Origin of the sequence: Nocardia sp. NPDC127606 (assembly GCF_042671725.1) — a bacterium.
Classification (GTDB): Bacteria; Actinomycetota; Actinomycetes; order Mycobacteriales; family Mycobacteriaceae; genus Nocardia.
In genome coordinates, this window is the sequence record NZ_JBHXWQ010000001.1 from 1,074,602 (window position 1) to 1,087,174 (window position 12,573).

General features: G+C 68.2%; 12 protein-coding genes. All 12 read left to right on the forward strand.

Translation table 11 applies throughout. The annotated features are described in order from the left end of the window. Positions 1–174: 174 nt before the first annotated feature. The 12 genes from ACFVJ5_RS05085 to ACFVJ5_RS05140 all read left to right on the forward strand — a co-directional run bounded on the left by ACFVJ5_RS05085 (position 175) and on the right by ACFVJ5_RS05140 (position 12,573). Positions 175–750 carry a hypothetical protein gene (locus ACFVJ5_RS05085; RefSeq protein WP_379218584.1) on the forward strand — a complete coding sequence of 192 codons (576 nt, stop codon included), beginning with the start codon at positions 175–177 and terminating at the stop codon, positions 748–750. Positions 751–1,085: 335 nt separating this feature from the next. Beyond that, positions 1,086–1,979, forward strand: coding sequence for an MlaE family ABC transporter permease (locus ACFVJ5_RS05090; RefSeq protein WP_379218585.1), 894 nt, complete (start codon positions 1,086–1,088; stop codon positions 1,977–1,979). Beyond that, the gene (locus tag ACFVJ5_RS05095; RefSeq protein WP_379218586.1) at positions 1,979–2,833 is read left to right on the forward strand and encodes an ABC transporter permease; all 855 of its coding nucleotides are present in this window, start codon (positions 1,979–1,981) and stop codon (positions 2,831–2,833) included. The genes ACFVJ5_RS05090 and ACFVJ5_RS05095 overlap by 1 nt, the downstream gene beginning before the upstream one ends. 4 nt (positions 2,834–2,837) lie before the next feature. Continuing rightward, positions 2,838–4,103 (forward strand): MlaD family protein, encoded by a 1,266-nt coding sequence (locus ACFVJ5_RS05100; protein ID WP_379218587.1) that lies wholly within the window; start codon positions 2,838–2,840, stop codon positions 4,101–4,103. Beyond that, positions 4,100–5,137: an MlaD family protein gene (locus tag ACFVJ5_RS05105; RefSeq protein ID WP_379218588.1), complete on the forward strand. Its 1,038-nt coding sequence runs from the start codon at positions 4,100–4,102 to the stop codon at positions 5,135–5,137. Before ACFVJ5_RS05100 ends, ACFVJ5_RS05105 begins: the two co-directional genes overlap by 4 nt. 7 nt (positions 5,138–5,144) lie before the next feature. After that, positions 5,145–6,194, forward strand: a complete 1,050-nt coding sequence (locus tag ACFVJ5_RS05110) for an MCE family protein (protein WP_379218589.1) — start codon at positions 5,145–5,147, stop codon at positions 6,192–6,194. Further along, on the forward strand, positions 6,191–7,294 hold the full coding sequence (locus tag ACFVJ5_RS05115; protein ID WP_379218590.1) for an MCE family protein: 1,104 nt from the start codon (positions 6,191–6,193) through the stop codon (positions 7,292–7,294). Before ACFVJ5_RS05110 ends, ACFVJ5_RS05115 begins: the two co-directional genes overlap by 4 nt. Further along, positions 7,291–8,391 (forward strand): MlaD family protein, encoded by a 1,101-nt coding sequence (locus tag ACFVJ5_RS05120; RefSeq protein ID WP_379218591.1) that lies wholly within the window; start codon positions 7,291–7,293, stop codon positions 8,389–8,391. The genes ACFVJ5_RS05115 and ACFVJ5_RS05120 overlap by 4 nt, the downstream gene beginning before the upstream one ends. After that, entirely contained in the window at positions 8,388–9,668 is a 1,281-nt protein-coding gene (locus ACFVJ5_RS05125) for an MlaD family protein (RefSeq protein WP_379218592.1), read from the forward strand. The genes ACFVJ5_RS05120 and ACFVJ5_RS05125 overlap by 4 nt, the downstream gene beginning before the upstream one ends. A gap of 34 nt (positions 9,669–9,702) precedes the next feature. Continuing rightward, the gene (locus ACFVJ5_RS05130) at positions 9,703–10,341 is read left to right on the forward strand and encodes a hypothetical protein (RefSeq protein ID WP_379218593.1); all 639 of its coding nucleotides are present in this window, start codon (positions 9,703–9,705) and stop codon (positions 10,339–10,341) included. 93 nt (positions 10,342–10,434) lie between these two features. After that, entirely contained in the window at positions 10,435–11,712 is a 1,278-nt protein-coding gene (locus ACFVJ5_RS05135; protein ID WP_379218594.1) for a cytochrome P450, read from the forward strand. A gap of 27 nt (positions 11,713–11,739) precedes the next feature. Further along, entirely contained in the window at positions 11,740–12,573 is an 834-nt protein-coding gene (locus ACFVJ5_RS05140; protein ID WP_379218595.1) for a mycofactocin-coupled SDR family oxidoreductase, read from the forward strand.

Sequence of the window (12,573 nt, forward strand, 5' to 3'; positions counted from 1 at the left end):
GATCACATTTCGACGTAATCAGAGAATGTCCATCGCGCCGAGGAGAATCGAATTACTGTGGGCGGCAGTTGCGTTCCGCGAGACCGGTAGTGCTGCGTCACAACAGGCGGGCGCTGCCAGGTCACCCTCGAGGCGACCGTTTCGGCTTTCCTACGCGATAACGGGATGGAAGATATGGCTACACGATCCGTCGATTCCGCGACTCGGTGGCGCGCGCACGCGCACCAGCATCCGCTCCGTCACCGATTGGCGGTCGTCGGCCCCGACGCCGCCGACGTCGTTCGGCACGCGGGCGGCTGGTTGTTCGATCGGGCCGCGGCGGGGTGGGAGGTCACCGTTCTCGTCTCCGATCTTCACAACGTGGGCGCGCTGCAGATTCTCGGCGCCACCGTGCTCGAGCTGCGACCGGCGTTGGCGGAGGTGCCCCACGATTTGTGGCCCACCGCCGTCGCAGTGTCCGTGCAGAGTTACCTGACCGAACCCGAGGTGCGCGCCGGGGTGCTCGACTGCCTGGACAACGGTTTGACCGAGGTCGCAGTCTGGGGTGACAGCCTTCCCGAAGAGCTGGAAGCGCGGGTGGGCGCGTCCTGTCACCGCGTGAGTGTGGCCGCGCAGGCGTTCAAGTCGTGCGCGCTGGCCGCTGCCGGATTCCCCGGCGAGGCGAGGTCGCCGATCGAGTCTTTCCGGTCCGGCGCTCTGTTCCCGCCCTCGTACCGGGAGCGGATGCGCGATCTCGTGCCGCTCGCGTAGCGAGAGTTCCTGAGGTCGAGTCCCGGGCGGACTCGACGTGTGATCACCGCTGTCGACTGGTTCCGGCGGTGTTGGCTCGGCGGTGCCGAGAGGCGCGTCAACGTGCGGTAGTCCGCGGTTGGCGCGCCTTCGCTTGGTCGGCTCGGTCCTTGCTGGGTGACCGTCGTCGGCTACCGCGATGAGAATTGCATTCTCCCATTGGTTTGACTCGACTCTTGACGAGTGCGAGTAATGATGGTCACAATAGAGAAGCACGTTTCCGGGTAGTGGTGCAGCGAATGTCCGCTCCTTCTCGCCGCGCTGTGTCGCGGCCCAGCCGACCCGAAAGACCAGCGATGACGATCCACCGCGAAGTTGCGGCCCGGGAAAACCCGGGAGTCGATGCCCCGACCCCGCAGGCAAAGCCCGCGACCCGGGCGATCGTCGCGTGGTGGCACGGCTACCTGCGGCGCCACCCCGGCGCCGCACTGGCGACGGTGGGCGGGCAATTCATCCTCGGTGTCCGCGCTGTCCAGTACCTCGTCACCGATATCGTCACGGGACGTTTCGCGTTCGGGGAGTTCGTCAGGCAGTCGGCGTTTATGTCCTCGGCGGCGGTGTTGCCGACCATCTTCGTCTCACTACCCATCGGGGTCACCCTGTCCATCCAGTTCGGCCTGCTGGCCGGGCAGGTCGGCGCGACCTCCCTGGCGGGCGCGGCCAGCGGGCTAGCGGTGATCCGCCAGGGCGCGCCCATGGTGGCCGCGCTGTTGATGGCCTCGGCGGTGGGCTCGGCGATCTGCGCCGACCTCGGCTCGCGCAAGATCCGTGACGAGCTGGACGCGATGGAAGTCATGGGCGTCTCGATCGTGCGGCGCCTCGTGGTGCCGCGCGTGGCGGCGGCCGTGCTGGTCGGCGTCTCGCTCACCGGCGTGGTGTGCTTCGTGGGATTTCTGGCCGGCTACCTGTTCAACGTCTTCGCGCAGAACGGCGCCCCGGGCAGCTTCGTCACCACGTTCGCCTCGTTCGCCACCGTCGGAGATCTGTGGTTGACCCTGGTCAAAGCGGTGATCTACGGAATGATCGTCGCCGTCGTGGCCTGCGAGAAGGGTCTGCACACCGAAGGTGGGCCCGCGGGCGTCGCGAATTCGGTCAACTCGACGGTGGTGTCCTCGATCCTGCTGCTGATGCTGGTGAACGTCGTGTTCACCCAGCTGGCCATGATTCTGTTCCCACGGCAGGGCCTGTGATGGCGAGTCCGTACCGTCCGCGCGGCACGCGCACTGTCGTCCGGGTCTCGCGGCACGCCGGTGTGTCGATCATGCGCATCGGGCACATGTTCTCGTTCCTGTTCCGCGCGCTGTTCTCGATCCCGGTGATGCTGCGGCACTACCGCGGCGAGTTCCTGCGGATCCTGTCCGACATCACCTGGGGCAACGGCTCGATCGTCGTCGGCGGCGGCACCGCGGGGGTGATCATCGTGCTCGGCGCGGCCGGCGGGGCCATCGTCGGCCTGGAGGGCTACAACGCGCTGCACCTGCTCGGGATGGAACCGACCATCGGCCTGATCGCCTCGACCGCCTCGACCAGGGAACTGGCGCCGATCATGGCCTCGCTGGCCTTCGCGGCCCAGGCCGGCTGCCGGTTCACCGCCCAGCTGGGCGCGATGGGTATCGCCGAGGAGATCGACGCCATGGAATCGATGGCCATCCGCTCGGTGCCCTATCTCGTGAGCACCAGATTGCTGGCCTCGATCGTGGCGATGGTCCCGCTCTATCTCGTCTGCCTGGCCGCCAACTACCTGGCGGTGGAGGCGGTCGTCGGGCTGTCGGGCGGGCTCTCCGCGGGCACCTACCAGCACTATTTCCAGCTGGTGCTCAACGGTCCGGACATCGCGTATTCGCTGGGCAAGGCCGTGCTCTTCGTGATCATCACCTCGACCGTGCAGTGCTATTACGGCTACTACGCCGCGGGCGGGCCCCAGGGCGTCGGCGTCGCCGCCGGACGCGCGATGCGCGCGGCGATCTCGCTGATGATCATCGTGAATCTGCTGCTCACGATCGCGCTCTGGGGCATCGGCGCCAGTGCCAGGCTGGGGGGCTGAGCTCATGTCCGTGCTCTTCGAGAAGGACGGCCGCGGTCCCGCCGGATGGGCGTTGCTCCTTCGCGGTGTCGTGGTGATCGTGGTGGTGACGCTGGGCGTCAGCGCGCTGCTGCTGAAGTCGACCGGGCGATTCGACGAAAAGCTCGAGGTGACAGCGGTTCTGGAACAACTCGGCGACGGACTGCCTGCCCGCTCCGACGTGAAGTTCCGCGGGATGCTGGTCGGCATCGTCGACGGGGTGTCCCCGGCCGGTGCCGGCTCGGCCAACCGGGTCCGCTTGCTGCTCGATCCTGTTGTGGCCGAACGTATTCCGCGCACTGTCACTGCACGGGTCGTGCCCAGCAACGTGTTCGCGGTCTCCTCGGTACAGCTGGTCGACAACGGTCCGGGCCCGGCGCTCACGGCGCACTCCGAGATCCGCCAGGACACCAGCCTGTCCACCGTGCAGCTACAGACCGCCCTGACGAAACTGCGCGAGATCATCGCCGCCACCGCGCGGATCGGATCCGCGGGTACGGTGGGTGTGCTCGCCGCGGTCGCCGAGGCCACCGACCGGCGCGGAACCGATCTGGTCGGCGCGGGGGCCAGGCTCGAGCGCATCACCGAGGAATTCGACGCGCTGCTCACCGCCGACGGCGGCCCACCGACCCTGACGCTGCTCGCGGAATCGGTCCGCGGCCTGACCGCCGCGTCCCCCGAACTGCTCGACGCCCTGCATCACTCGGTGCTCCCGATGCGCACCTTCGCCGAACAGGACGGCCAGCTGGCGAACCTGCTGACCGCCGGTGGCACCACGATCGGCACGGTCGGCGCCACGCTGGACCGCCGCACCGACCAGGCCGTGGACATCACGAACAACATGGGCCCGGTCCTCGACGTATTCGCCGCGGGCTCACCAGCTTTCAGCCAGGTCGTGGTGAGTATCCGCAAACTTTCCGACCTGTGGTACCAGGAGTTCTGGAATGCCGACAACCCACGCGGACGCGGCAAGTTCCAGTTCCGGATGACTCCACACACGCCCTACACCCGCGCCGACTGCCCGCGCTACGGGCAGCTGGCAGGCCCGAGTTGCGCGACAGCACCCACGTCGGTGCCGATCGAGGAGCTACCGCCGGTCATGGACCCACGATCGCATCCCGGGGTCACCGCTTTGCCACCCGAGATCACCGCACTGATCGAGCGCGCGCTGCGCGGTGACCAGAACGGTGCCGAATCCGTGCTCGTGCCGCTGCTCGCCGACGGCCCCTTTCCCATGGGAGGTACCCGATGAGTTACCGCCGCCCGCTGATCGGGGTCTGTCTGTTCGTGACGGTCGCGATGGCGCTGATCTGGGTGACCTACGTGACCCTCGACCGTGACATCAACGGCGAAACACACCGGTACACCGCGATTTTCAGCGATGTCAGCGGATTGCGGGTCGGCGACGACGTGCGGATGGCCGGGGTCAGGGTCGGCCGGGTGGACGGCATCGAACTGGCAGGCATCCAGGCCAGGGTGCGGTTCCGGGTGCAGGACGAGCAGGTGCTCTACGGCGATACCAAAGCCTCGATCACCTATCAGAACGTCATCGGGCAGCGCTACCTCGGTCTCGCACTCGCCGACTTCGGTGCGCGCACACCACTGGCCGCGGGTGCCGAGATCCCGGTGGAACACACCGAACCCTCCTTCGATATCTCCGCACTGCTCAACGGTTTCGAGCCGCTGTTCGGTGGCCTCGACCCCGCCCAGGTGGACAACGTCACCGGCGCGTTGATCAAAGCGCTGCAAGGTGATCAGACCTCCCTGGTCCTACTGATCGAGCAGATATCGGAACTGGCGCAGTCACTCGCCGGGCCCGACCAGGTGCTCGGCGCGGTGATCGGGAATCTGAACCAGGTGGTCGGCGATCTGGCGCGCCACAGCGGCGAGGTGAGCGGGCTCATCACCCAGTCGCGGGTGATCATCGGCGGGCTGGCCGCGCACCGCGACGAACTACTCGGCACGCTGGACTCGACGGCGCTCGTCACCGGCCGGATGGCCGGCTTGCTCCGCGGCGTGCAGCCCGAACTCGACGCCATGCTCTACCGCGAGCCCGGCTTCACCCGGCATTTCGAGGAAAACAAGGAGACGTTCGCCTACCTCGGCTTCAACCTGCCCGCGCTGATGAAGGGGCTGGCCAGGGTCAGCCAAGAGGGTGCGTACCTGAGCACCTACCTGTGCAACTTCAACATCACCCTGTTGCCGTCGCTGAAGGCGCTGGTGCCGACCGTTGTCGGCCTCGCCACGCCGAGCGGGCAACCCGAGTATTCCCCGATCTGCCGGTGAGGCGACGATGAAACGACCTGTAGGACAGTGGATCCGATTGGCGCAGCGCCCGATCGAGGAGCATCCGCGCGGCCTGCTCGGGCTGATCGCGGTCGTGCTCCTGCTCGCGGCGACCATCGGCGCCGTCGGCGTCAGCGCGGTCGGCGTCGGGACGGTGCGCTACGAAGCGGAGTTCGCCCAGGCGGCCGGGATCAGCAACGGGGACTCGGTGACTGTCGCGGGGGTCGGGGTCGGCACGGTGGACGGGTCGCGGCTGGTCGGCGATCGAGTGCTGGTCTCGCTGAACATCGACGCGTCGGTGCCGCTCGGCGCCCAGACCGGTGCGGCCATCAAGCTGACCACCTTGCTCGGCGCCCGCTACGTCGAGCTCCGGCCAGCGGGCGAGGGTGCGCTCCCGGATCGACGGATTCCCTTGGCACACACCGAAGTGCCCTACGACCTACAGACCGCACTGGACAACGCCACCGTCACCTTCGACCGGATCGACACCGCCCAGATCGGCGACTCGCTGACCACCCTGGCCGGACAGCTCGAGGGCATGCCCTCGGTACTGCCAGCCATGCTGGCGAACCTGCGCGCGCTGGCATCCGTCATCGGTGAGCGGCGCGGGGAAACCAGCGCACTGCTGACCAGCACGGCCACACTCACCTCGGTGATCCACGGCCAGCAAGCCGACCTCGCGGCCGTGATGACCCAGGGCACCGACCTGCTCAACGAGATCGTGGCACGCCGCGACGCGGTGGTGCGCTTGATGACCGCCACCCGCGACCTCGCCGACCAGGTGCGCACCCTGGTGGTACACGACCGCCCCGCCGTAGACGCCCTGCTGACGGGTCTCGAGGGCCTGCTCGGCAGCCTCGCGCGCAACGACGAGCTCCTGCGCAGCACGCTCGAGATCCTGCCGATTCCGGTGCGCAACTTCGCCAATGCCTCCGGCACCGCCAATGAAGTCGACTTCACCGCGCCCGCCGGGCCGCTGATCGATTCGTGGATGTGCGCGCTGGGCGGGCGCGCGGAGATGGCGAACCTGCCCCCCTACTTCAAGGACTGTCGATGAGAGCCGGACGCGCGCTGTTGGCCGCCGCTGTGGTGTTGGGGATCGGCGTCGCCGCCGGCTTCGCGGACAATCCGATCCGGGGCGAGCGCAGAACCACCGTCACCGCGATGTTCGACAATGCCGCCGGCCTGTACGTGGGCAATGCCGTTGCGGTGCTCGGCATGCCGGTGGGGGAGGTCACCGCCGTCGAGCCGCGCGGCTCCCAGGTGGAGGTCACCCTGGCCGTCGACAGGGAGGTTTCGATCCCCGCCGATGTCAGGGCAGTCACCCTGTCGACATCGGTGCTCACCGACCGCCACGTGGAACTCACACCCGTCTACCGAGGTGGGCCCACGCTGCCCGACGGTGCGCGCCTGGGCCTCGACCGCACCCGCACCCCGGTGGAATTCGACCGGTTGCTCGGCGCCGCCGATCGAATGGCGGGCGAACTCGAAGGCGAGCGGCCTGGCGACGGCCCGGTCGCCCGGCTGCTCACCGCATCGTCGGCGATCGCCACCGGCAGCGGTGCCCCGCTGCGAGAGACCCTCGATCAGCTCGCCGTGGCACTGAAACTCGGCGAGGACGGTGGCGACGCCACCCGCGAGACGATCACCCAGCTCGTGCACCAACTCGCCGAACTGCTGCGCGCCGCCGCCGAGAACGACCGCGTCATCGGCGAATTCGGCACCGCGACACGGCAACTCGGTGACGTGGTGGCCGACCTCGGCATCGGCACCGGCGGTACCGGCGCCGAGATCGTCGAGATCATGCGGCAGACCGACGCGCTGCTCACCGCCAACGCGGACACCCTGTCGGCCACCCTGTCCGACGGCGCCACCATCACCAAGGCGATGGCCGACTATCGCAGCGAGCTCGCCGAGTTCATCGACGTCACACCGCTGCTGCTGAACAACGCCTACAACGCGGTCGACTTCGACTACCGCGGTGTGCGCGTGCACGCCCTGCTGGACAAGGTCTTCTTCGACGGCCAGCTGGTCAAGGAATTCTGCAATATCCTCGGGCTGCGCCAACTCGGTTGCGCGACAGGGACATTCCAGGACTTCGGTCCCGACTTCGGGATCACCGACATGCTAGAGGCGATGTCGAGGTTGCCGCGATGAGCGCCTGGTGTCGTATCGCGGCGCTCGCGCTGGCGGCGCTGGTCGGCGGGACCGGCTGCGCGGTAGGGCTCGGTGACCTGCCACTGCCCGCGCCCGGCGGCAGCGACGAAAGCTACACGGTGCACGCCGAATTCGAGAACGCGCTGAACCTGCCTGCCAAAGCCAAGGTGCGCTTGGCCGGTGCCGATGTCGGGGAAGTGACCGAGATGGTGGTGCGCGATTACACCGCCGTCGTGACCTTGAGCATCCGGCGCGAGGTTCGCCTGCCCCTGGGTTCCACCGCCGAATTACGCTCGGCCACCCCACTCGGCGACATCTTCGTCTCGCTCACCGCGCCCGCTGAAGCAACACCCGCCACGCCCGCCCTGGCCGACGGCGATCGCATCGCCCGCGAACACACCTCCGCCGCGGCGACCGTCGAGGAACTGCTCACCACCGCATCGCTGCTGGTCAACGGCGGTGCCCTGCGTAATCTCACGACGATTGTCAACGGGCTCGGCCATGCGGTCGGCGACCGCGGTGATCGCATGGCGGACCTGATCGCGCAGTCGACCCGGGTGGTGCAGGCGTTGGCCGCACGCTCGGCCGACATCCGCGCGACCTTGGCCGAAGTCGATCAACTCGCCCGCACCGTGCACGCGCAATCCGGCACCATCGACGAGGTCCTCGCCACCGCGGGCCCCGCGCTGACCACCCTGCGCGCCAACTCCGACCAGGCGCTGTCGCTGGTCGGTGAGGTCGGCCGGATCTCCGAACAGCTCGCCCGATTCCCTGGCCTCGACGGCACCGAGACCACCGGCATGATCGCCGACATCAATCGGATCGCCGAACAGCTCAACGCCGCGGCGACCCACCCCGAAGCCAGTGTGGCGGCGATGAATTCGATGCTCGGCCCGGTCATCGCGGTCACCACCAGCACCGCGGCCAGCACCGACGCGGACTTCCAGGACCTGGCGCTCGGCGTGCTGCCCGACGTGAACCATCCCGGCGATCCGGAGAGCAGGCTGCCCGACGCCCGCGACTGGACGAACTTCATCGGCACCCTCACCTACACCCTGCTTCGCCTGCAGGGCCGGATCACCGGAGCGGGCCGATGACGGGCGGAGTCGGCGAAGCCCTGGCCCGCGCGGTGGTCGCCGTGGTGGAGGCGGTCCGTGCGCGGCGGGCGGCGGCCTCGGCGATATCGCTGGTGCTCACGCTGGTGATCGGCGTCGGCTATCTGACTTTCGGTGCGCTGGGGGTGAATCCGGCCGCGACGACCTATCGGGTTCGCGTCCACCTCGCCGATTCGGGCGGACTGCTGACCGGCCGGACCGTGGCCCTGCGCGGGGTGCCGATCGGCACCGTGGAATCGGTGGAACTCAGCGGTTCCGGGCTGGTCGCGGTGGCGGTGATCGACTCCCGCACCGCGGTACCCGCCGACGGCGAGGTCCGGGTGGCGAGCCTGTCGCTGGCGGGGGAGCAGTACCTGGACTTCCGGCCCACCGGCGACGACGGTCCCTACCTCACCGACGGCGCGGAGATCGCGGTGGAACGCACCAGCACACCGACTCCGCTGTGGCAAACCCTCAGTCAGCTCGATTCCACACTGGCCCAAGTGGATCCGGCTCAGCTGGCGGCGGTCGTCGACGGATTCGGGGTCGGACCGCAGGGTCCGGCGAAGCTGGCCGACATCATCGACGGCGGAATCTTCCTGATCTCCACGCTCGACGCGGTACTGCCGCAAACGGTGAGCCTGCTGCGCGACAGCAGGCAGGTGCTCGGGACCGTGCGCGACTTCAGCCCCGGTCTCGGCGAATTCGCCACCGATATGAACCAGGTGATGACCGGGGTGAGTGCGAAATCCGGTGGCTACGCGGCCCTGCTCGAGGCGTCGCCGGGAACGCTGCGCGCGCTGGACGCGGTGCTCGCCCGCAACGCCGACGGTGGCGCGAAGCTGCTCGACAACCTCGGGGTGGTCGCCGACGTCACCGGCGCCCGGGTGCCTGCCTTCCAGGAATTCTTCTTCCCGACCGAACGCGGCGGATCCACCCTCGACGCGATCGCGGTCGCCTTCCACGACGGCGGCGTCTGGGGGCTGGTGAACCTGTATCCCCGCTACTCCTGCGACTACGACCTGCCGCGCCGGTCGCCGTCACTGCCGGATTTCCCTGAGCCGTACCGATATACGTACTGCCCGAACACCGACCCGTCGGTGCTGATCCGCGGCGCCGCCAACGCTCCACGCCCGTCCGGTGCCGCGATCGCCGGCCCGCCGCCGCCCGGCGAACCCGCGGTCCGGCAGACGATGCAGACACCGATCGGACCGCTGTCGCTGCCGCTGACCTTCGCGGGCCCGCCGCTGCCCGACCCGCCGCCCGCGCCGCACCGATGACCGACAGCCGACCCCTACCGCGAGGAACGACACCATGAGTGATACCGACATTGCCGTAGCCGACCTGCCGTCCGACGAGGAGGTGAAAGAGACTGCCGAGAAGCAGGATTCGCGGTCGCCGAAGCAGTCCGGCGACACCACGACCGCGGAATCGGAGCCCGCTGCATCGGCCGACCGCGGTAGGCGCCTGGCGGGTTTCGCGCGTCGCGCGGCCGTTCCCGCGCTCGCCCTCATCGCTGTCGCCGCCCTCGTCGGCGCGGGCGTACTCGGCTGGCAATTGCGCGAGGAGCGGGCGGTGGACAGCGCGTCCGAGGCGGCACTGCAGGCCGCCCGCGCGTACGCGGTGACCCTGACCAGCGTCGATTCCAGCAACCTCGATCGCGACTTCACCGCGGTACTGGACGGTTCGACCGGCGAGTTCCGCGACATGTACACCCGCTCGAGCGGCCAGTTGCGCCAGTTGCTGCAGGAGAACAAGGCGACCGGTAAGGGCGCGGTCCTCGACGCGGCGGTGAAGTCGGCGACCGAGACCGAGGTCGAGGTGCTGCTGTTCATCGACCAGACCGTCACCAACGCCGCCTCCACCGATCCGCGCGTGGATCGCAGCCGCGTGCTGATGACGATGCAGCTCGTCGACGGGCGCTGGCTGGCGAGCCGGGTCTACCTGCCCTGAATTAGTCGGTATTCATTTCGCCCGCACCCCCTTATTGCCTTGAGAGAATGATATTCTCACATATAGATAATGTAGTTTTCGAGGAGGATCCGAATGACCGATTTCGACACCGTCGACTATTTCGCCGATCCAGCGCTGGTGCCGGATCCGCACCCCTATTTCGACCACCTGCGCGCGCAGTGCCCAGTCAAGAAGGAAACGCACTACGGGGTCTACGCGGTCACCGGCTACGACGAGTCGGTGGAGGTGCTGCGCGACGCGAACCTCTTCTCCTCGGCGGTCGCCGTCGGCGGCCCGTTCCCACCGCTGCCCTTCGCGATCGAGGGCGACGACATCACCGATCTCATCGAGTCCCATCGCGCGCAACTACCGATGTTCGAGCACATGGTGACGATGGACCCGCCGCGGCACACCTTCGCGCGGTCCGTGCTGAACCGGCTGCTCACGCCGGCGCGGCTCAAGGAGAACGAGGACTTCATGTGGCGGCTGGCCGACCGCCAGCTCGACGAGTTCCTCGCGGCGGGCAAGTCGGAGTTCCTGTCCGAGTACGCCAAACCGTTCTCGCTGCTGGTGGTGGCCGACATGCTCGGCGTGCCCGAAGAAGACCACCAGCAGTTCCGGATCGTGCTCGGTGCGGCGCAACCCGGCCAGCGAGTCGGCGCGCTCGACAGCGAATCCCTGGCCACCAACCCCCTCGCCTGGCTCGACGACAAGTTCGTCGGCTACATCTCCGAACGCCGCGACGAGCCCCGCGACGACGTGCTGACCTCGCTCGCGCTGGCGAAGTACCCGGACGGTTCCACCCCCGAGGTGATCGACGTAGTGCGTTCGGCCACCTTCCTTTTCGCCGCCGGGCAGGAGACCACCGCCAAACTGCTCAGTGCCGCGATGCGCGTGCTGGCAGACAATCCCGAGGTGCAACAGGCGCTGCGCGACGACCGGAGCCTGATCCCGACGTTCATCGAAGAGACCCTGCGGATGGACTCGCCGGTGAAGTCCGGCTTCCGGCTGGCCACGCGCGCCACCACCGTCGGTGACGTGGACATCCCGGTCGGATCGACCGTGATGTTCTGCCCAGGTGCGGCCAACCGCGACCCGCGCCGATTCGAAGATCCGCATGAATTCCGCCTCGACCGCGCCAACTTCCGTGAGCACATGGCGTTCGGGCGCGGCGTGCACTCCTGCCCCGGCGGCCCCCTCGCGCGCGTCGAGGGCAGGGTGTCGATCGAGCGGATTCTGGACCGGATGCTCGACATCGGCATCGACGAAGCCCACCACGGCGCACCCGATGACCGGACCTACCGCTACGAGCCGACGTTCATCCTGCGCGGGCTCAGCGATCTGCACATCACCTTCACTCCCAATCCCTGAATTCCCTTGAACGAGAAGAGGTTCACCATGACCGGACGGGTCGACGGCAAAGTCGCCTTCATCACCGGTGCCGCCCGCGGCCAGGGTCGCAGCCACGCGGTACGGCTGGCCCAGGAGGGCGCCGACATCATCGCCATCGATGTCTGCAAGCAGCTCGACAATGTGCCCTTTCCGATGTCCACCCCCGAGGACCTGGCCGAGACCGCCGAACTGGTGAAGGCCGAGGGCAGGCGGGTGGTGACCGCCGAGGTCGACGTGCGCGACTACGACGCGCTCAAGCAGGCGGTGGACAGCGGTGTCGAGCAGCTGGGCAAGCTCGACATCATCGTCGCCAACGCCGGCATCGGCAACGAGGGCGGTCCGCTGGCCGACCTCGACGAGACGCTCTGGGACGACATGATCGCCGTCAACCTCGGCGGCGTCTGGAAGACCGTGAAAGCCGGTGTGCCACATCTGATCGCGGCTGGTGGCGGTGCCGTCGTGTTGACCGGTTCGGTCGGCGGCCTCAAGGCCTACCCCAACGTCGGGCACTATGTCGCGGCCAAGCACGCGGTAGTCGGCCTGATGCGCACGTTCGCCGTGGAACACGGGCACCAGTCCATCCGGGTAAACGCGGTGCATCCCACACACGTGAGCACCTCCATGCTGCTCAACGAGGGCACCTACAAGCTGTTCCGCCCCGACCTGGAGAACCCGGGCCCGGCCGACCTCGAGCCGATCTGCCGGATGTTCCACACCCTGCCCACGCCGTGGGTGGATCCGGTGGATGTCAGCAATGCGGTGCTCTACCTGGTTTCCGACGAGGCCCGGTTCGTCACCGGCGTATCGCTGCCGGTCGACGCCGGCAGCATGCTGAAGTAG